Raw genomic sequence first — 19,920 nt, forward strand, 5'->3', positions numbered from 1 at the left:
TCCCATGTCTTTAGAGAGGTGCAGGGTGAAAATTGCCATATTGTCCCGGGATGGAACGCTCTATTCATGTAAACGCCTGCGAGAAGCGGCGGCGAAACGCGGACATCAGGTTGAGATCCTCGATCCGATGTCCTGCTATATGAACATCGACCCTGCGGCGTCGTCGATTCATTACAAAGGCCGCAAACTCCCGCATTTTGATGCGGTAATTCCCCGCATTGGCTCCCAGATCACCTATTACGGCACGGCCGCGCTGCGCCAGTTTGAAATGCTGGGAAGCTATCCGCTCAATGAATCCGTGGCGATCTCACGCGCCCGCGATAAGCTGCGCTCGCTGCAACTGCTGGCGCGCCAGGGGATCGATCTGCCCGTCACCGGGATTGCTCACTCCCCGGACGACACCAGCGATTTAATCGACATGGTGGGCGGTGCGCCGCTGGTCATTAAGCTGGTGGAAGGCACGCAGGGTATTGGGGTGGTACTGGCGGAGACGCGTCAGGCGGCGGAAAGCGTGATTGACGCCTTTCGCGGTCTGAATGCCCATATTCTGGTGCAGGAGTATATTAAAGAGGCCAAAGGGTGCGACATCCGCTGCTTTGTGGTGGGCGATGAAGTGGTTGCCGCCATAGAGCGGCAGGCGAAAGAGGGCGACTTCCGCTCTAACCTGCACCGCGGCGGTATCGCGCGGGTGGCCCTTATCAGCGAGCGCGAGCGCGAGATTGCGGTGAAAGCGGCGCAGACGCTGGGCCTGGACGTGGCGGGGGTCGATCTGCTGCGTGCCGACCGCGGGCCGCTGGTGATGGAAGTTAACGCCTCGCCGGGGCTGGAAGGGGTGGAAAAAACCACAGGCGTCGATATTGCAGGTAAAATGATCGCATGGATTGAACGCCATGCGACGCCGGGATTTTGCCTGAAAACGGGCGGTTAAATGGATCGGCGCGCACTTTTTGCGTAAGCTGGACAACGTTTTTATTTAAGAGGCTGCACAGCGATGGATTTACAGGTCGTACCTACACTGGATACGTTACGTCAATGGCTCGATGATGCCGGTATTACTTTTTTCGAATGCGACTCCTGCCAGGCGCTGCATCTGCCTCACATGCAAAATTTCGATGGTATTTTTGATGCCAAAATCGATCTGATTAACGACGTGATCCTGTTCTCGGCGCTGGCTGAAGTGAAGCCTTCAGCGCTGCTTGCACTGGCATCCGATCTGTCAGCGATTAACGCCAGTTCTTTGACGGTGAAAGCGTTTCTCGACATACAGGATGATAATCTGCCGAAGCTGGTGGTTTGCCAGTCTTTATTCTCCGGCGCGGGGCTCTCCTTCAAACAGTTCGCCTGGTTTATGCGCCTGAGCGAAGAGCAAATTTCCATGGTAATGATGGAAGCCAACGCACATCACCTGCTGTATAGCGCGGAAGATGATGCCGAGAATAATGATGCATCTTCCAATTTTCTCCACTAAGCCTGTCTGACTTTTGCGCAGTCGCTACCAGAGCGGCTGCATAACACCGCTTTTTCTGCTGCTTTTAACCTTTCTTTAAAGAATTTTTCACCTCCTCTCGGGCCGTTTCGGCTTATCACGTAGACATAATCTGCATAAAAAATTGATAAAAGGCGTTTTTTCGTCTGGGCTATAGCCGGAGACACGGGCTACAGTTATTCTTGCGGTGCTTAAAAAAGCGAGCGGAACCTGCCGGGAAGAGGGGTATATTTTATTTCGGGCAGAGCGACAAACTATGCATGAATATTGCATATCTTCAGGCTGCACAGTTTTGGTTCGTTTGTTAACGAGCTTTCAGAAGGAATAACAATATGATCGCCTTGAATAAAAAATGGTTATCGGGTCTGGTTGCGGGTGCTCTGATGGCCGTCTCTGCCGGCACGCTCGCTGCGGAACAAAAAACGCTGCACGTCTATAACTGGTCTGACTATATTGCGCCGGACACCGTCGCGAATTTTGAAAAAGAGACCGGCATTAAGGTTGTCTACGACGTATTCGATTCCAACGAAGTACTGGAAGGCAAACTGATGGCGGGCAGTACCGGTTTCGACCTGGTGGTGCCCTCTGCAAGCTTCCTGGAGCGTCAGCTGACCGCCGGTGTCTTCCAGCCGCTGGACAAGAACAAGTTATCGAACTGGAAAAACCTCGATCCGGAAGTGCTGAAGCTGGTGGCGAAGCATGATCCGGACAACAAATACGCCATGCCTTACCTGTGGGCGACCACGGGTATTGGCTTTAACGTGGATAAAGTCAAAGCGGCGCTGGGCCCGGACGTCAAACTGGACAGCTGGGACGTGGTGCTGAAGCCGGAAAATCTCGAGAAGCTGAAAAGCTGCGGCGTCTCTTTCCTCGATGCGCCGGAAGAGATTTTCGCCACCGTGCTTAACTATCTCGGCAAAGATCCAAACAGCAGCAAGGCCGACGACTACACCGGTCCGGCGACCGACCTGCTATTAAAGCTGCGTCCGAATATTCGCTACTTCCACTCCTCTCAGTACATCAACGACCTGGCTAACGGGGATATCTGCGTGGCCATCGGCTGGGCGGGTGACGTCTGGCAGGCAGCGAACCGTGCGAAAGAGGCGAAAAACGGCGTGAATGTTTCCTACTTCATTCCGAAGGAGGGGGCGCTGGCGTTCTTCGACGTCTTCGCGATGCCGGCTGATGCGAAAAACAAAGAGGAAGCGTATCAGTTCCTCAACTACCTGATGCGTCCGGAAGTGATTGCCCACATCAGCGACCACGTCTACTACGCCAACGGTAACAAGGCCTCCGTGCCGCTGGTGAGCGAAGAAATCCGCAATAATCCGGCGATCTACCCGCCAGCCGATGTGTTTGCCAAGCTCTTCACCCTGAAAGTGCAGGAACCGAAAATTGACCGTGTGCGTACCCGCGCGTGGACCAAGGTGAAAAGCGGTAAGTAACGGCGTTTGATATCGTTGCCCGGTGGCGCTGTCGCTTACCGGGCCGACAAATCCCGTAGGCCGGGCAAGCGTTAGCGCCGCCCGGCGATGCGCACCCTGACGGTGCGTTTGCACCAGTGTTGATCTATGCCGGAGAGCACCCCGTGAATGACGCGATCCCCCGCCCGCAGGCGAAAGTCCGTAAAGCGCTGACCCCGCTTCTTGAAATTCGAAACCTCACCAAATCCTTCGACGGCCAGCATGCCGTGGACGATGTCAGCCTGACGATCTACAAAGGTGAAATATTTGCTTTGCTCGGCGCATCCGGCTGCGGTAAATCGACCCTGCTGCGCATGCTGGCCGGGTTTGAACAACCTACCGCCGGGCAGATCGTGCTGGATGGGGTAGACCTCTCCAGCGTGCCGCCGTACCAGCGGCCCATTAACATGATGTTCCAGTCCTATGCCCTGTTCCCGCACATGACCGTCGAGCAGAACATCGCCTTCGGCCTGAAGCAGGACAAACTGCCGAAAGCCGAAATCACCGCGCGCGTGGCGGAGATGCTGAGCCTGGTGCACATGCAGGAGTTCGCGAAGCGTAAGCCGCATCAGCTTTCCGGCGGCCAGCGTCAGCGCGTGGCGCTGGCAAGAAGTCTGGCCAAACGGCCGAAATTACTCCTGCTCGACGAGCCGATGGGCGCGCTGGATAAAAAGCTGCGCGACCGGATGCAGCTGGAAGTGGTGGATATCCTTGAGCGCGTAGGGGTGACCTGCGTGATGGTGACGCACGACCAGGAAGAGGCGATGACCATGGCCGGGCGCATTGCGATCATGAATCGCGGTAAGTTCGTGCAGATCGGCGAGCCGGAGGAGATTTACGAACACCCGACAACCCGCTACAGCGCGGAGTTCATCGGCTCGGTAAACGTCTTCGAAGGGCTGCTGAAGGAACGCCAGGAAGACGGTCTGGTGATTGAATCGCCGGGGCTGGTGCACCCGCTTAAGGTTGATTCTGATAATTCCGTGGTGGACAACGTGCCGGTTTACGTTGCCCTGCGCCCGGAAAAAATCATGCTTTGCGATGAGCCGCCCGCAGATGGCTATAACTTTGCCGTGGGCGAAGTGGTACACATCGCCTATCTCGGCGATCTGTCGATTTACCATGTCCGCCTGAAAAGCGGGCAGATGCTCAGCGCCCGGTTACAGAACGAACACCGGTATCGCAAGGGACAGCCAACCTGGGGCGACGAAGTGAGCCTGTGCTGGGATGCGGACAGTTGCGTAGTCCTGACGGTATAAGGAGCGGTCATGAGCACACTTGAACCTCCAGCCCGCGTCAAAAAACCGGGCGGTTTCTCGCACTGGCTGGCGCGCGTGCAGATGGCGCATGGCCGCAAGCTGGTCATCGCCATGCCCTATATCTGGCTGATCCTGCTGTTTCTGCTGCCGTTCCTGATCGTCTTTAAGATCAGCCTGGCGGAGATGGCGCGGGCGATCCCGCCGTATACCGATCTGTGGGAGTGGGCCGACGGGCAACTGACGCTGACCTTAAACCTTGGGAATTTCCTGCAACTGACTGAGGATCCGCTCTATTTCGAAGCCTATTTACAGTCGTTACAGGTTGCGGCGATCTCAACGATCTGCTGCTTGTTGATGGGCTACCCGCTGGCGTGGGCAGTGGCGCACAGCAAGCCGTCGACGCGAAATATTTTACTGCTGTTGGTCATTTTACCGTCGTGGACATCTTTCCTGATCCGCGTGTACGCGTGGATGGGGATCCTGAAGAATAACGGCATACTGAATAACTTCCTGCTGTGGCTTGGGGTGATCGACCAGCCGCTGACGATCCTGCATACCAACCTTGCGGTGTATATCGGGATTGTCTATGCCTATCTGCCGTTTATGGTGCTGCCAATCTATACGGCGCTGACGCGAATCGATTACTCGCTGGTGGAAGCCTCGCTGGATCTCGGCGCACGCCCGTTGAAGACGTTCTTCAGCGTCATTGTGCCGCTCACAAAAGGCGGGATCATCGCCGGATCGATGCTGGTGTTTATCCCGGCGGTCGGGGAGTTTGTGATCCCCGAACTGCTCGGCGGCCCGGACAGCATCATGATTGGCCGCGTGCTGTGGCAGGAGTTTTTCAATAACCGCGACTGGCCGGTGGCCTCGGCGGTGGCGATTGTCATGTTACTGCTGCTGATCGTGCCGATCATGTGGTTCCACAAACATCAGCAGAAACAGATGGGAGACCACGGATGAACAACTTACCGGTAGTACGCTCCCCGTGGCGAATTCTGATCCTGATTATCGGCTTTACCTTCCTGTATGCGCCGATGCTGATGCTGGTGATCTACTCGTTCAACAGCTCTAAGCTGGTCACCGTCTGGGCGGGCTGGTCGACGCGCTGGTACAGCGAGCTGTTCCACGATGATGCGATGATGAGTGCGGTGGGGCTGAGCCTGACCATTGCGGCGCTGGCGGCGACGATGGCCTGCGTGCTGGGCACGATTGCCGCGCTGGTGATGGTGCGCTTCGGCCGTTTTCGCGGAGCAAATGGTTTTGCGTTTATGATCACCGCCCCGCTGGTCATGCCGGACGTCATCACCGGTCTGTCGCTGCTCCTGCTGTTTGTCGCGCTGGCGCACGCCATCGGCTGGCCAGCGGATCGCGGGATGCTCACCATCTGGCTGGCGCACGTCACCTTCTGTACGGCGTATGTGGCGGTGGTCATCTCCTCGCGGCTGCGCGAGCTGGATCGCTCCATTGAAGAGGCGGCGATGGATCTTGGCGCCACGCCGCTGAAGGTCTTTTTTATCATCACGCTGCCGATGATTATGCCGGCGGTGATCTCCGGCTGGCTGCTGGCGTTCACGCTCTCGCTCGACGATCTGGTTATTGCCAGTTTTGTCTCGGGCCCAGGCGCGACGACGCTGCCGATGCTGGTCTTCTCCAGCGTGCGCATGGGGGTGAATCCGGAGATTAATGCCCTGGCCTCCATCATCCTCGGCGTGGTCGGAATTGTCGGATTTATCGCCTGGTATTTGATGGCGCGCGCGGAAAAGCAGCGCGTGCGCGATATCCAGCGTGCAAGACGCGGCTGAAGGAATTATTATTTCCAGTGATGTGCCGCGTATGACGCGGCACTGTTTTTCAGGGAAGTAAAAACATTGGGATTCTTGCAAAAAACACGTCATTCGCACGCCCGTCCGAACGTCCCTGCGCTGGTGCAGGTGGCGGCGCTCGCCATTATTATGATCCGCTGCCTGGATGTGCTGATGATTATGAACACGCTGGGCCCGCGAGGCATGGGGGAGTTCATTCACCGCAGCGCGCAGACGTGGAATCTGACGTTGGTGTTTCTCAGCAGCCTGATGCTGGTGTTTATTGAGATCTACTGTGCGTTCTCGCTGGTAAAGGGGCGCAACTGGGCGCGCTGGGTATATTTTCTTACGCAGATCACCGCCGCCAGCTATCTGTGGGCCGCCTCGCTGGGCTATGGCTATCCGGAGCTATTCAGCATTCCCGGCGGCTCCCGCCGCGAGATTTTCCATTCCTTAGTGATGCAAAAATTGCCGGACATGCTGGTGCTCTGCCTGCTCTATGTTCCCGCCTCCAGTCGGCGGTTCTTCCGCCTGCAATAATGTGTATAATCGCAGCCCTCGTGATTCTTAAGGTTTTCATATGCAGTGCGCACTCTATGACGCCGGACGCTGCCGCTCCTGTCAGTGGATAGAACAGCCGGTCCCTCAACAACTCACCGCCAAAATGGCCGACCTGCAACAGCTGCTGGCAGCACACGCGGTGGGCGAGTGGTGCGCACCCGTCAGCGGGCCGGAGCAGGGCTTTCGTAATAAAGCCAAAATGGTGGTCAGCGGCAGCGTCGAAAAGCCGCTGCTGGGCATGCTGCACCGTGACGGCACGCCCGTCGATCTCACCGGCTGTCCGCTGTATCCCGCCTCGTTTGAGCCGGTGTTTACCGCCCTGAAACCCTTTATCGCCCGCGCGGGGTTAACGCCCTATAACGTTGCCCGCAGGCGCGGCGAGCTTAAGTACCTTCTGCTGACCGAAAGCCAAATCGACGGCGGGATGATGCTGCGCTTTGTGCTGCGTTCCGAAACCAAACTGGAGCAGCTTCGCGCGGTGTTGCCGTGGCTGCAGGAACAGCTTCCGCAGCTCAAGGTCATTACCGCTAATATTCAGCCGGTGCATATGGCGATCATGGAAGGAGAGAAAGAGATTTTCTTCACCGAACACCATGCGTTGGCGGAGAATTTCAACGGCGTGCCGCTGTGGATCCGTCCGCAAAGCTTCTTCCAGACTAACCCCACCGTCGCCAGCGCGCTGTACGCGACCGCGCGCGACTGGGTGCGTGCGTTACAGGTTCATCACATGTGGGATCTGTTCTGTGGCGTCGGCGGCTTTGGCCTGCACTGTGCCACGCCAGACATGCAGCTCACCGGGATTGAAATTTCTGCGGAGGCCATCGCCTGCGCGAAACAGTCCGCCGCGGAGCTGGGGCTGACGAATCTGCACTTCCAGGCGCTTGACTCGACCCGGTTCGCCACCGGCCAGGGCAACGTGCCGGAGCTGGTGCTGGTAAACCCGCCGCGCAGGGGCATCGGCCAGGCGCTCTGCGACTACCTGAGCCAGATGGCGCCGGAGTACATTATCTACTCCAGCTGTAACGCGCAGACCATGGCGAAGGATATCGCCAGCCTGCCGGGCTACCGCATTGCGCGCGTTCAGCTCTTTGATATGTTCCCGCACACTGCGCATTACGAAGTGCTGACGTTGCTCGTGAAATCTTAAACAAAATGTGAACTCTTCCCCCGCTCGAAATCAGGTAAGCTTACGTCATAACAAATGATTGAAGGCTTACCCATGAAGCAGATCCTGCTGGTAGAAGACGACCACGATATCGCGGCACTCCTGCGTCTTAACCTGGAAGATGAAGGCTACGCCATTACCCACGAGCCGGACGGGGGAAAGGCGTTACCGCTTCTGGAAAAACAGCCGTGGGACGCGGTGATCCTCGATCTGATGCTGCCGAATGTTGATGGTCTGGAGATTTGCCGCCGTATCCGCCAGATGACCCGCTACCTGCCCATTATCATCATTAGCGCCCGCAGCAGTGAAACTGACCGTATTACCGGCCTGGAAACCGGGGCGGATGATTATCTGGCAAAACCTTTCTCGGTGCAGGAGCTGATTGCCCGCATTAAGGCGCTGTTTCGTCGTCAGCAGGCGATGGGCCAGGCGCAGACGGACGGCATTATTCAGGCGCACGGTCTGACTATCGATCCGCTGGCGCGCACCGTGCGTCTTAACGGTCAACACGTCGATCTCACCCCGCGTGAATTTGAACTGCTCTATTTTTTTGCCCGGCATCCCGGAGAGGTCTTTTCACGGCTGGCATTGCTGGAGCAGGTGTGGGGGTATCAGCACGAAGGCTACGAACACACCGTCAACACCCATATTAACCGCCTGCGCATCAAAATAGAGAAAGATGCCGCCGAGCCGGAGATCGTTCGCACCGTCTGGGGCAAAGGCTACAAATTTGCGGAGCAGAATCATAATGCGTCGCTTTAGCCTGAGCCAGCGCCTGACGCTGCTGTTTACGGTGTTACTGCTGCTCTGCGCCACCGTCGCCTGTGCGGTACAGCTCTACGTTAGCATGCAGTACGGCAATGCGATGGTGCAGCGTCTCTCCGGCGGGCTGGCGCAGCAGATTGCGCAGCGGGAAGCGATTCTGGATACGCAGGGCAGGGTGGATCGCAGCGCCTTAAAGCCGCTGTTCGACCGGCTGATGACCTTTAATCCGAGCGTCGAGCTGTATGTTGTCTCGCCTGATGGCGATATCCTGGCCGATGCCGCCCCGCCGGGGCACATTCAGCGGCAAAAAATTGACCTCGCGCCGATACAGAATTTCCTGAGCGGGACGGTGATGCCGGTGTTTGGCGACGATCCCCGAAGCCAGAATAAGAAAGTCTTCAGCGCCACCCCGCTGCGGCAGGACGGTGAGCTGAAGGGGTATCTGTACATTATTTTGCAGGGGGAGGAGTCCAACGCGCTGGCGGAGATGGCCTGGCACAAAGCACTCTGGAGTACGGCGCTGTGGTCGATGCTGCTGGTGGCGCTGTTTGGTCTGCTGGCCGGGCTGCTGCTCTGGTACTGGGTGACGCGCCCGGTTAAACAGCTCACGCTGGACGTGGCCGGGCTGGAGCAGGACAGCATCAGCGCGATTAAGCAGCTGGCGGCCCAGCCGCTCAAGCCTGCCGGCCAGGATGAAGTGGCGATCCTGCGCAATACCTTTATCGAGCTGGCGCGCAAAATCACCTCTCAGTGGGATCGGCTGGCCGACAGCGACCGCCAGCGCCGGGAGTTTATCGCCAACATTTCGCACGACTTACGCACCCCGTTGACGTCGCTGCTGGGTTATCTGGAAACGCTGTCGCTGAAATCCGCCACGCTGACGCCGCAGGAGCATCAGCAGTACCTCGCTACCGCGCTGCGTCAGGGGCAAAAGGTACGCCATCTGTCGCAGCAGCTGTTCGAGCTGGCGCGTCTTGAGCACGGCGGCATCAAGCCCCAGCGCGAGCGTTTTGCCATGGCTGAACTGATTTCCGACGTGGCGCAGAAGTTTGAACTTACCGCCCGCACGCGCGAGGTGAACCTGCGTATTGATGTGCCGGGGCGATTGCCGCTGGTGAACGCCGACGTGTCGATGATCGAGCGCGTGGTCACTAATCTTCTGGATAACGCCATCCGTCATACGCCGAGCGGCGGAGAAATTCGTCTGGCGGTCTGGCAGGAGAATGAACGACTTCAGGTCGAAGTGGCAGACAATGGTACGGGCGTAGATGCCTCGCTGCGCGACGATTTGTTCCAGCGACCGTCAGCGTTAAATCCTCAGGCGTCGCGGGAGAACCGTGGGGGATTAGGGCTGTTAATCGTGAAGAGAATGCTGGAGCTGCACGGTGGCGGGATCAGGCTGATGGAGCCCGTGAGCGGGGCGCGGTTCAGGTTCTTTGTGCCGCTATGAGAAATTGCCGGGTGGCGCTGCGCTTTCCCGGCCTACAGACCACCCCCGTAGGCCAGACCACCCGGCAAAAAGAGATTACTGCGGGAACCACTGCTCGCTGATTTTCTGGTATGTGCCGTCAGCTTTGATCGCTTTCAGCGCGCCGTTCAGTTTTTCCAGCAGGGCTTTGTTATCCGGACGTACCGCGATGCCGAGGCCGGTACCAAAGTACTGCGGATCGGTCACTTTCTCCGTCGCTGTACCCAGCTGCGGGTTGGTTTTCAGCCACTCATTCACCACCGCGGTGTCGCCAAATACGCCATCGATACGGCCATTTTTCAGGTCGATAATTGCGTTCTGGTAGCTGTCATAGGCCACGGTTTTCACTTCAGGATGCTTGTCCTGGAGATATTTCTGGTGCGTGGTGCCGTTTTCCATGCCGATGCGCTTGCCTTTCAGTTCGTCGAAAGACTTATAAGCCCCTTTCTTCGCAATCACTACCGCAGAGTTCGCGTAGTACGGGTCGGTGAACGCGACCTGCTTGCTGCGCTCTGGGGTGATATCCATGCCGGAGATCACCGCATCGTATTTTTTAAATTTCAGGGACGGGATCAGGCTGTCAAACGCGTGGTTAGTAAAGGTGCAGTCGGCCTGCATCTGCTTGCACAGCGCTTTCGCCAGGTCAATGTCAAAGCCGACGATCTGGTTGCTGGCATCCAGCGATTCAAACGGCGGATAGGTGGCAGAAACGCCAAAATTGATTTTATCTGCGGCGGATGCGCCTGCGGCGAAGGTTGCGAGTAATGCGGCCAGAACTAACTTTTTCATTGTAATGCTCCCGTCTGTCTTATTTATGCGCCGTGTCTGCGGCCTGGATATACAATGCCATCTACTGAATTTATATTCAATAAAAATGATTAAATATTACCTTTATTGCAAAAAAAAGCGGATAACCCATCAGGTTACCCGCTCAATGAATACCGTTTTATGCATTGGCGTGATTAATTCCTGCGCTCAAACGCCAGCGCCTTACGCTCGATAAGACGCATCATCAGTGTCAGCAGACCGTTGACCACCAGATAGACCAGACCCGCCGCACCGAACACCATCACGTCGTAGGTACGTCCGTACAGCAGCTGCCCGTGGCCCATCACTTCCATCAGGGTGATGGTGTAGGCCAGAGAGGTGCTTTTGAACACCAGAACGACTTCGTTGGAATAGGAAGAGAGCGCACGCTTAAAGGCGTATGGCAGCAGGATCGCCAGCGTGTCCTTCTTGCTCATGCCCAGCGCACCGCAGGACTGCCATTGGCCTTCCGGGATCGCGCGGATTGCGCCGTAAAACAGCTGCGTGGTATAGGCCGCGCTGTTCAGTGAGAGAGCTATCAGGGCGCAGAGCCATGGCTCAGAGAGCAAATGCCAGATAACCGGATATTCCTGTAACGACGGGAACTGCCCTGGACCGTAGTAAATCAGGAAGATCTGCACCAGCAGCGGCGTACCGGTAAAGAGCGTAATGTAGCCACGGACAATCCACACCAGCACCGGCGTTTTCAGCGTCAGGACGATGGTGAAGAACAGCGCCAGGATCAGCGCTACGATGATAGACGCAACGGTCAGCGTCAGGCTGGTGTGCAGCCCTTTCATCAGTTCGGGTAAATAATCCAGCATCAGCCTGGTCTCCGTTCAAAACGCGTTGCGCGCAGATCAATACGCTTCAGAACGTACTGGCTCAGCAACGTGATCACCAGGTAGATAGCCGCCGCGACGATGTACCAGGTAAATGGCTCCTGCGTACGGGTGGCGATACTTTTGGTTTGCAGCATCAAATCGTTCACGCTGATCAGGCTCACCAGCGCGGTATCTTTCAGCAGTACCAGCCACTGGTTGCCCAGCCCTGGCAGGGCATGACGCCACATCTGCGGCATCACCAGGCGGAAGAAGATCGCCGCTTTCGACAGGCCCAGCGCCTGACCGGATTCCCACTGTCCCTGCGGTACCGCTTTCAGCGCGCCGCGCAGCGTTTGTGACGCATAGGCCGAATAGAGCAGGGAGAGCGCAATTACGCCGCACAGGAACGGACTGACGTCGAAGTTCTCAATCTGCATTTGCACCGGGATCTGCGCAAAGCCGAGATTAATCGTAAAGCCGTCCGACAGCGTTAACAGCAGCTGTGAGGAGCCGAAATAGATAAACAGGACCACCAGAATTTCCGGCAGTCCACGCAGCACAGTTACCAGCGCTGAACCGAGCCATGCGACAGGGCGCCACTTAACGGACTCCCACACCGCAAAGAACATCGCCAGTACGAGGCCGATAATCAGTGCACAAACGGCAAGGCCGACGGTCATCCCGGCGGCGCTTGCTAAAGGAAAAATTTCATTCATCAGGAATTACTTCTGGAACCATTTTTTGTAGATGGTTTCGTAGGTGCCGTCTTTCTTCACTTTTTCCAGCGCAGCGTTGAATTTCTGCTGCAGCTCGGTGTTGCCCTGACGTACGGCAATACCCAGACCTGTACCGAAGTAGTCTTTATCTGTCACCTTGTCACCCACGGCGGCCAGCTTGTCGTTCGCTTTCAGCCATTCAGTCACGACAGCCGTGTCCCCGAACACCGCATCGATACGGCCGTTTTGCAGGTCCAGCTTCGCATTCTGGTAGCTGTCATACGGCACGGTGGTGATTTCCGGGTGCTTATCCATGATGAATTTCTGGTGCGTGGTGCCGTTCTGCACGCCGACTTTCTTGCCTTTCAGCAGGTCAACGGAGGCGTATTTACCTTTCTGACCAATGAACAGCGCCGAGTTGTCGTAGTAAGGGGTGGTGAACAGAACCTGCTTTTCACGCTCAGGAGTGATGTCCATACCGGCCATCACGGCGTCGATACGGCGGAACTTCAGGCTGGGGATCAGGCTGTCGAACGCCTGGTTGCTGAAGGTACAGGTCGCGTCGATCTCTTTACACAGGGCATTTGCCAGGTCCACGTCGAAGCCAACAATCTTGTTGTTCGCATCAATGGATTCAAACGGAGGGTAGGACGCTTCAGTGGCGAAACGGATGGTCTGGGCTGCGGTAGCGGAAAGGCTGACGCTAGCAAGCAGCGCGGCAATCAATACTTTTTTCATTATAATTTCCCTAACACATCAGTGTGATAAGTAGTTTTTGAAGGCATCGGTTTGCGGGTTGGTGAAGCAGCTCGCATCACCTTGCTCAACGATATACCCGTTTTCCATGTAGACCACGCGGCTGGCGGTTTTGCGCGCCACTTCCACCTCGTGGGTCACGATGACCTGGGTAATGTTGGTTTCCGCCAGTTCACGAATGATACTCACGATCTGGGCAGTAATTTCCGGGTCCAGCGCTGCGGTTGGTTCGTCGAACAGCAGCACCGCTGGCTCCATCATCAGCGCACGGGCGATCGCCACACGCTGTTGCTGACCACCAGAGAGATGCAGAGGATAACGGTCGCTGTACGGTTTCAGACGCAGACGTTCCAGCAGCTTTTCAGCTCGCGCCATCGCCTGGTCTTTGCTTAAGCCAAGCACGCGGCACGGGGCTTCAATCAGGTTTTGCACCACCGTCAGATGCGGCCAGAGATTATATTGCTGGAAAACCATGCCCACGTTTTGACGCAGTTCACGAATCGCTTTATCAGAAGGGGTTTTCGCGAAGTCAAAATGGTTACCGGCGATGGCCAGCGTTCCCGAACGGGGCATTTCAAGCAGATTTAAAACACGCAGAAGGGAGCTTTTTCCCGCGCCGCTTGGGCCGAGCAAAACCAGCGTTTCGCCCTCCGGGCAGCTCAGCGTAATGTCGAACAGCGCCTGGTGTGCGCCGTAGAAGCAGTTAATGCCGTTTAGTTTAATACTCATCGGGGCAGTCTTTACTCATCCAGGCAATCTATAGCAATTGAGGCCGCAGATAGTACCGTTGACAGAATAGTTATGCAATATTTCTGCGTTAAAAGTTAAATATAACCCGTGTTTCCTCTTAAACATAGCACAAAATAGCGACGGGAAAGGGGGGCGAGAATAAATGTCGGCATTCCGCATGAAATGCCGGACATTTTACGGGGTTAACGTTTATTTAACGTATGCGTTAGCGGTTCTCAATCGACTGGCGAAGGGTGCCCGCCGGAGCATGAACGCTGCCGCCAATGTAGCGCACATCATCTATTGCCCAGCACTGGCCTTCACGGATCATCAGCACCTCATCCTGCCAGGTTTGCGTCCCCTGGGTTAGCTTCACGCGCAGAGGAATATTCCGTGCGTCGGTATTCGGAATGGTGGACGCGCTGGCGACGTCGGCGCTGTCCGGCAGCGTGGCGCGGCTGGAGAACGGATCGGATGAAAGCAGCGCGTTTTGCTGCGGATCGCGCGAGGCGTCATTAAGCAGTTTCGCCAGATTATCGCTCAGGTACGGGCGCAGGGCGGTGAGGTCATTACCGCGATGCTGAATGCGATAATCATAGAACTGTTGCGCCACGGCGTCCGGGCCGCCCTCAATGCAGGGGCCGCTGCGGGAACCGATATCCTTAAAGGCTGGCGTGACCGGCGTAGTGCAGGCGCTGAGCACCAGCGCGCAGGGCACTAAAAGCGTTAAAGCAGAGTAGCGCATGTTGATTTCCTTATTTATTAACTATCCTTTCAATCATAGCGTAACGAACCGATAATGCAGTTGCTAACGCATTGAACGCTAAAGACGGAGAGGAAGTATGCAATTTTCAACAACACCAACCCTGGAAGGTCAACCCATTACCGAGTACTGCGGCGTGGTCACCGGTGAGGCGATTCTGGGCGCCAACATCTTCCGGGACTTCTTTGCCGGCATTCGGGATATCGTCGGCGGGCGCTCCGGTGCCTACGAGAAAGAACTGCGTAAAGCGCGTGACATTGCGTTTAAGGAGCTGGGCGAGCAGGCCAAAGCGTTGGGCGCGGATGCGGTGGTGGGCATTGATATCGACTACGAAACGGTCGGGAAAGATGCCAGCATGCTGATGGTAAGCGTAAGCGGCACGGCGGTGAAAACCCGTCGATGAAGCGTTCGCTCTCAACCCTCCTGCTGGCATTGTTGCTGGCAGGATGCGCCTCGGAAGAGGGCGTTGTTGATAAAGGCGCGTACGAACTTGATACGCGCCATCAGGCGCAGGCGGCCTACCCGCGCATAAAGGTGCTGGTGATCCATTACACCGCCGATGATTTCGACACCTCGCTTGCGACCTTGACCGATAAAAACGTCAGCTCTCACTATCTCATCCCCGCAAAGCCCCCAGCTCCGCAGGGCAAACCGCGTATCTGGCAGCTGGTGCCGGAGAGCGAGCTGGCCTGGCATGCAGGTATTAGCTTTTGGCGTGGGACCAACCGCATAAATGATACCTCCGTCGGCATTGAGCTGGAAAACCGCGGCTGGCGGAAAACCGATGGTGTGAAAACCTTTACCCCCTTCGAACCGGGGCAAATTGCGGCGCTAATCCCGCTTGCCAGAGACATCATCGCCCGCTACGACATTAAACCGCAGAACGTTGTGGCCCATTCGGATATCGCCCCGCAGCGTAAAGACGACCCTGGCCCGCTGTTTCCGTGGCGCGAACTGGCGCAGCAGGGCATCGGAGCCTGGCCCGAACCGGCGCGGGTGAATTTTTATATCAACGGGCGACCGCATTATCAGCAGGTTGATACCGCAGCACTGCTCGATCTGCTGGCGCGCTACGGTTACGAGGTGCCAGAAAACAGCACGCCTGCACAGCAAAAACGCATCATCATGGTGTTCCAGATGCATTTCCGTCCGCAGTTATGGAATGGCGTAGCGGATGTTGAAACCATGGCGATTGCCGAAGCACTTTTTGAGAAATACGGGCAGGGGTAAACCTTTGGCTTACCCCCAAATGAGTATATTTCCGCAAGTTTCTATTAGATTAATCCTAAGTACAATCTCATTTCATTTTTAGTTAATTGACTTAAAATTATTCGGATTTAAGATGGACACATAGCACGCTAAGCAATTTAGCGAATAAAAAACTTTACTCTTTATTTTTATTCTTGAGTTTTTCATCAGGAAAATATTTATGGTTCGGTATGAATGCCGTTGCCATGTTTTTTAAAATCACATCTTAAAACGGGTATAACAATGTTAAGCATCTATGGAAAAAAATTACGTCCGCAACATGAAATGGAAAAGATTATTTCTGCAACCTCATGCGTTGAAGAAAGAACGTTAAAAAAATGGCAGAAGATTTCCACTGCTGATTCCGGTTTAATTCATATTATTGTCAGCGGCGAAGTCGAATTTCGACGTGACTCTGACGAACTGTGCTTGTTCACCGTTACCGGGCAATGCATTTTCGGCCTGTCGTCGATGTATTACAACGCCACCCATATGTACGGCCTTGTTCGGTCGAATACGGTTGTTCGCTCGATCAAGAAAGAGGTCTTCGCCCAGCTGATGACCGAGAAAAACCTGTGGCCTGAACTGACAAAAGTGCTTTCCTGGTACATATGCCTGATGAGCAAGCGCGATGATATTCTGGTCGCTCGCAGCGCATATTCTGTTGTTCGCGAATTTTTATATGAGATCAACGACCTGATTGTACAGCATCAGCGTGATATTAACGTTTATGATTACATTCAGGAATACACTAACCTGGCACGTAGCACCATTATTAAAATCCTCTCCGATCTGAAAAAAGGTCAATATATTGTGGTGGAAAAAGGTCGACTGCTTAACCTCACCGCACTGCCTGAAAAATATTAATGCCTACTCCCGCCGGTCTCCTTTATCACTGAAAGGGGAACGGCTGTTTTCACTGTTTTTAACACTTGCTTGTGAATTATCCTGCGTTTCGTCAACTGGCGGTGCGGGAATTTTTCCTTGAGAATAATCCTGCTCCTGCTCTTTTAATGCCTGTTTAAATAATTCCGTTAATGATGACTCTTCACTGCTCGTGCTGGCGGGGGCGGTATCGTGCTCATGCGCCTCAGTTCCGGGCAGGGTATCCCGCGAGGGGTCTTGCGGCACCGCGCCGTCGGGCGCCTGCTGCCAGTCGGCATCATCACTGATGATCGGCAGATCCTGCATCGGTGGAACATCAACAGGCACTGGCGCAGCTTTAGGCTGCGGATGCGGGAACGGTTTACTCACGTACACGTAGTGCATCTCCGAAAGCTGGGTTTCCGGTTTGGCAACGCTGGCGTTGACCGGTTCAGGCGCCGGGTGGCGCATGTTCCAGTAGACATGCATATACAGGCCGACAACCAGCATGGCGCAAAGGCCGACCATCCATAATGCTGTTTTGCCGAAAACGTTTTTCAGGCTGGGGAGGCGGTACGAAAACCAGACCGCTTCCCCGGTTGTATAGCTGCGCTGGGCCGCAAGGCAGATGGTCGACATTAGGCTTTCTTCTCCTGCATTTTTGCGTCCGGGGTAGTGCGGGTGGCCTGAATCAGTACGCTCGGCGTGCTGTTGGTTACGCGCATCAGCTGCATCAGCGTTTCTTCGCCGGGGATGCCATCCACGTGCAGATGCATTTTTTGCTGAAACTCACGGGTGCGTTTCATCATCTCAGCGGTCCAGATCCGGGCATGCGTTTCGGGCTGGTTCAGCGCCAGGCTTAACTGCTGATCGAGCCAGGCCATGTCTTTGCTGTCGCTGGCCGCGCCGATCGCGTCTTTTCCTTCCGGTGTCAGGCGGTGCAACTGGGTGAAGTTGCCGGTCGCATGCCGGTTAAACCAGCTGCGGCTCACCTGCCAGGTCCGGTTATTCATTAACAGGTCAATTGATGTATCTCCGACCCTGGCGACCACCGCATAGTTAAGGTGACCGCTGGTTTTCAGTTCACTGACCCACGGATACCCTTCCTGCGCCAGCGTCTCCGGCGACGCGTTCCCCTGTTTACACATCAGGTTCACTTTAGCGGCGTTCTGGCACAGCGCATCTTCGGCCGAGGCGTCATATCCCCACATCAGATAGAGCTGGTGCATCGCATCCGGCTGATTAACCATTTCATTGTCGATAACCGGCACCACGGGCGCCTCCGTTTTTCGCGTCGGCTGTTTCCAGCTGACGGGGACCGGCAGCTGGATGGGAAGGTGCCCGCTGATGGACGAGGTTAAATACCAGCCGCAGGCGGCAAACAGCACCGATGCGAACAGCCCCACGGTTGCCAGACGCTTACCGTGTTTTTTCGCGGGCAGGATCTCTCCCGCCGCCAGGCGTAAATGACGCGGGCTGACCTGCGACGCGCGTTCCGTCCAGGCAGCGAGCATTGACAGGTGCGCCAGTTCGTTAAGTTTGCTGATGTTGCCTTTGGTCAACGTGTGCATTTTGCGCACGCGGGCCGGCGTTAACGGCGAATTTTCACAGCCGTGTTCTTCGCATTGCGCCTGCACATAGCCCAGGAATTCGCGGCAGGTCAGGGGGCGCAGGACATGACGAGTGTGTGTATATTCGCGCAGTTCAGGTTGCTTAAGCAGGATTTCCTGATCCGCAGTGCCCGTCAGCACCACGGAGAGCCGGAAGTTCAGCTCCTGGGCTCGCGTGAGCAGCGTACCCAGGACTTCACGGCAGCTCTCTTTCATGGCTTCGGCGTGTGAAATCACCAGCACTCTGGTTTTCGCTTTTCCCTCGTGCCACTGGCGCAGGATGGCATCCACCGCCTGCAGGCGATTCTTGCTCTCTTTCGTTACCGGATTGAGCTTGTACAGCAGGCTACTGGCACTCAGTTTGGGAAACGCATTGATAACAAGGACGTTACTGTGGCGGGTTTTTAGCGCATCGCTGAAGTGACCCAGAAGCGGGGCGTCGTCGCAAAAGAGCCCGATAATTCCCGCCTGCTGGGTTTTCTCTTTCAACAGGTTGAACACATCCTGATGATAAGGCACCAGAAAATCCCCGGATAAACGGGCGATCGATCTGAATGGCGGATTTTTAAAATTAAAGTGGCTCTGATACATAACGACTTACCGTCTCTGATTAGGAATAGCAACAGCATCAGAAAGTAAGGTAACGCCCCTGAACGGTCAATTTGCAAACAGGGTAAAAATATCCTGCTGGCAGCGTCTAACATTTGGATTTTATACGGTCAATATTTTTCTTTATGAAAGTTAGCGGCGAAGTCAGTGGTCGCATTTGCACCAGCTTATTACTATTTTCATACATATTGGCGCAGTATGACGCTGCTTATTTTTGCTTTGCTATAGGCCGGATAAAAAATGAGGTTCTCATTTCTTTCACGGTGGATAACGCCTTGTATTATGTTTGTGCTGCTGATCTTTTGCGGCCAGCAAGGGTATCTCACCTTTAAAGATTATAAAAAAGTTATGAATAAGTTGGCTAATGCCGATCAACAGCCGCTGAAAAAAACGCGCGAAGAGAAATCCTTTTCGCTTTTTACGGCAGCCGTGCGTCAGGAAATCTTACCGGGTGCGGTGAAAGCCCCGCTGGCAGCTGAAATCGAAGGTATTGTGAACAGCGATGACGCCTGGCTCTCCTTTGCTGTCATCAAAACGCCAGGCGGTCAGAGAAGCTACCGTGAGGGTGAACCTCTCTCTGGATTTAACGACGCATTTATTCAGGAAATAAACAAAGATAATGTGGTGGTTAATTATGAAGGTACTACGCAGGTTCTGGCATTAAATAAACCGGACTATTTTAAGGGTGGCGTGGATAGCGGCCCGGTAACGAAATCGACAAAAGATGTTGGCGCAGAGAGTGTGCATCTTGATGATTATCTGGTGTTAAAACCCATAATTGAAAAGGGCCGACTGGAAGGCTACAGGATAAACGCAAGGAATGCCTCCGCCTTTTACAGCCAGTCAGGTCTGGAAAAAGGCGATGTGGCGGTTCAGGTTAACTCTGTCGATATGACCGATGAAGCAAAAGCGAAAAGCATTATTGCCAACTGGTCAAAAATGAAAGAAGCGGAGGTCATCGTACGACGTCACGCTCACCTTGAAAATATTCGGATTAATGTTCTAAACAATTAAAAAGTGTG

The 19,920-nt window shown here is 55.2% G+C and carries 22 protein-coding genes; 14 read left to right on the forward strand and 8 right to left on the reverse strand.

Annotation, left to right across the window (positions count from 1 at the left end):
* Positions 1-25 precede the first annotated feature (25 nt).
* From rimK to C3451_RS11330, 10 genes are all read left to right on the forward strand, one after another.
* Positions 26-928 carry a 30S ribosomal protein S6--L-glutamate ligase gene (rimK, locus tag C3451_RS11280; protein WP_032621711.1) on the forward strand — a complete coding sequence of 301 codons (903 nt, stop codon included), beginning with the start codon at positions 26-28 and terminating at the stop codon, positions 926-928.
* 63 nt (positions 929-991) lie between these two features.
* Positions 992-1,468: a YbjN domain-containing protein gene (locus C3451_RS11285; RefSeq protein WP_022647571.1), complete on the forward strand. Its 477-nt coding sequence runs from the start codon at positions 992-994 to the stop codon at positions 1,466-1,468.
* A gap of 350 nt (positions 1,469-1,818) precedes the next feature.
* The gene (potF, locus tag C3451_RS11295; protein WP_022647572.1) at positions 1,819-2,931 is read left to right on the forward strand and encodes a spermidine/putrescine ABC transporter substrate-binding protein PotF; all 1,113 of its coding nucleotides are present in this window, start codon (positions 1,819-1,821) and stop codon (positions 2,929-2,931) included.
* Between the two features lie 143 nt (positions 2,932-3,074).
* Entirely contained in the window at positions 3,075-4,208 is a 1,134-nt protein-coding gene (gene potG, locus C3451_RS11300; protein ID WP_124304312.1) for a putrescine ABC transporter ATP-binding subunit PotG, read from the forward strand.
* A gap of 9 nt (positions 4,209-4,217) precedes the next feature.
* Positions 4,218-5,171 carry a putrescine ABC transporter permease PotH gene (gene potH / locus C3451_RS11305; protein WP_022647573.1) on the forward strand — a complete coding sequence of 318 codons (954 nt, stop codon included), beginning with the start codon at positions 4,218-4,220 and terminating at the stop codon, positions 5,169-5,171.
* Positions 5,168-6,013 (forward strand): putrescine ABC transporter permease PotI, encoded by an 846-nt coding sequence (potI, locus tag C3451_RS11310; RefSeq protein WP_022647574.1) that lies wholly within the window; start codon positions 5,168-5,170, stop codon positions 6,011-6,013. The genes potH and potI overlap by 4 nt, the downstream gene beginning before the upstream one ends.
* Positions 6,014-6,055: 42 nt before the next feature.
* A complete protein-coding gene (locus C3451_RS11315) occupies positions 6,056-6,553 on the forward strand; it encodes a YbjO family protein (protein ID WP_087878582.1) in 498 nt (165 codons plus the stop codon).
* A gap of 40 nt (positions 6,554-6,593) precedes the next feature.
* Positions 6,594-7,721, forward strand: coding sequence for a 23S rRNA (uracil(747)-C(5))-methyltransferase RlmC (gene rlmC, locus C3451_RS11320; RefSeq protein ID WP_063139299.1), 1,128 nt, complete (start codon positions 6,594-6,596; stop codon positions 7,719-7,721).
* Between the two features lie 72 nt (positions 7,722-7,793).
* Positions 7,794-8,501, forward strand: a complete 708-nt coding sequence (locus tag C3451_RS11325) for a response regulator transcription factor (protein ID WP_045623347.1) — start codon at positions 7,794-7,796, stop codon at positions 8,499-8,501.
* Positions 8,485-9,954: an ATP-binding protein gene (locus C3451_RS11330; protein ID WP_063139302.1), complete on the forward strand. Its 1,470-nt coding sequence runs from the start codon at positions 8,485-8,487 to the stop codon at positions 9,952-9,954. The genes C3451_RS11325 and C3451_RS11330 overlap by 17 nt, the downstream gene beginning before the upstream one ends.
* Positions 9,955-10,029: 75 nt before the next feature.
* Here C3451_RS11330 and artJ read toward each other — a convergent pair whose 3' ends face one another.
* From artJ to C3451_RS11365, 6 genes are all read right to left on the reverse strand, one after another.
* Positions 10,030-10,761 (reverse strand): arginine ABC transporter substrate-binding protein ArtJ, encoded by a 732-nt coding sequence (artJ, locus tag C3451_RS11335; protein WP_015571008.1) that lies wholly within the window; start codon positions 10,759-10,761, stop codon positions 10,030-10,032.
* A 173-nt stretch (positions 10,762-10,934) separates the two neighbouring features.
* A complete protein-coding gene (gene artM, locus C3451_RS11345) occupies positions 10,935-11,603 on the reverse strand; it encodes an arginine ABC transporter permease ArtM (RefSeq protein ID WP_022647579.1) in 669 nt (222 codons plus the stop codon).
* Positions 11,603-12,319 carry an arginine ABC transporter permease ArtQ gene (gene artQ, locus C3451_RS11350; protein ID WP_003858367.1) on the reverse strand — a complete coding sequence of 239 codons (717 nt, stop codon included), beginning with the start codon at positions 12,317-12,319 and terminating at the stop codon, positions 11,603-11,605. The genes artM and artQ overlap by 1 nt, the downstream gene beginning before the upstream one ends.
* A gap of 6 nt (positions 12,320-12,325) precedes the next feature.
* Positions 12,326-13,057, reverse strand: a complete 732-nt coding sequence (gene artI, locus C3451_RS11355; protein WP_006174322.1) for an arginine ABC transporter substrate-binding protein ArtI — start codon at positions 13,055-13,057, stop codon at positions 12,326-12,328.
* A gap of 18 nt (positions 13,058-13,075) precedes the next feature.
* On the reverse strand, positions 13,076-13,804 hold the full coding sequence (artP, locus tag C3451_RS11360; RefSeq protein WP_006809439.1) for an arginine ABC transporter ATP-binding protein ArtP: 729 nt from the start codon (positions 13,802-13,804) through the stop codon (positions 13,076-13,078).
* A gap of 226 nt (positions 13,805-14,030) precedes the next feature.
* Positions 14,031-14,549 carry a lipoprotein gene (locus C3451_RS11365; RefSeq protein ID WP_022647580.1) on the reverse strand — a complete coding sequence of 173 codons (519 nt, stop codon included), beginning with the start codon at positions 14,547-14,549 and terminating at the stop codon, positions 14,031-14,033.
* A gap of 97 nt (positions 14,550-14,646) precedes the next feature.
* Between C3451_RS11365 and C3451_RS11370 the strand changes: the two genes are divergently transcribed.
* The 3 genes from C3451_RS11370 (at position 14,647) to C3451_RS11380 (ending at position 16,682) form a co-directional block, all read left to right on the forward strand.
* Entirely contained in the window at positions 14,647-14,970 is a 324-nt protein-coding gene (locus C3451_RS11370) for a heavy metal-binding domain-containing protein (RefSeq protein WP_003858361.1), read from the forward strand.
* The gene (locus C3451_RS11375; protein WP_045623348.1) at positions 14,967-15,797 is read left to right on the forward strand and encodes an N-acetylmuramoyl-L-alanine amidase; all 831 of its coding nucleotides are present in this window, start codon (positions 14,967-14,969) and stop codon (positions 15,795-15,797) included. Before C3451_RS11370 ends, C3451_RS11375 begins: the two co-directional genes overlap by 4 nt.
* A 261-nt stretch (positions 15,798-16,058) precedes the next feature.
* Positions 16,059-16,682: a helix-turn-helix domain-containing protein gene (locus tag C3451_RS11380; RefSeq protein WP_022647582.1), complete on the forward strand. Its 624-nt coding sequence runs from the start codon at positions 16,059-16,061 to the stop codon at positions 16,680-16,682.
* Between the two features lie 3 nt (positions 16,683-16,685).
* On the opposite strand, the gene C3451_RS11385 is transcribed toward C3451_RS11380, so the two are convergent.
* The gene (locus C3451_RS11385) at positions 16,686-17,318 is read right to left on the reverse strand and encodes a hypothetical protein (protein WP_045623349.1); all 633 of its coding nucleotides are present in this window, start codon (positions 17,316-17,318) and stop codon (positions 16,686-16,688) included.
* Positions 17,318-18,880 carry an ExeA family protein gene (locus tag C3451_RS11390; protein WP_045623350.1) on the reverse strand — a complete coding sequence of 521 codons (1,563 nt, stop codon included), beginning with the start codon at positions 18,878-18,880 and terminating at the stop codon, positions 17,318-17,320. The genes C3451_RS11385 and C3451_RS11390 overlap by 1 nt, the downstream gene beginning before the upstream one ends.
* Before the next feature lie 300 nt (positions 18,881-19,180).
* Between C3451_RS11390 and gspC the strand changes: the two genes are divergently transcribed.
* Positions 19,181-19,912, forward strand: a complete 732-nt coding sequence (gene gspC / locus C3451_RS11395) for a type II secretion system protein GspC (protein WP_045623351.1) — start codon at positions 19,181-19,183, stop codon at positions 19,910-19,912.
* The last annotated feature ends 8 nt before the right edge of the window (positions 19,913-19,920 follow it).

The organism is Enterobacter sp. 301B (assembly GCF_003850715.1).
In the GTDB taxonomy this organism is placed as follows: domain Bacteria; phylum Pseudomonadota; class Gammaproteobacteria; order Enterobacterales; family Enterobacteriaceae; genus Enterobacter; species Enterobacter intestinihominis.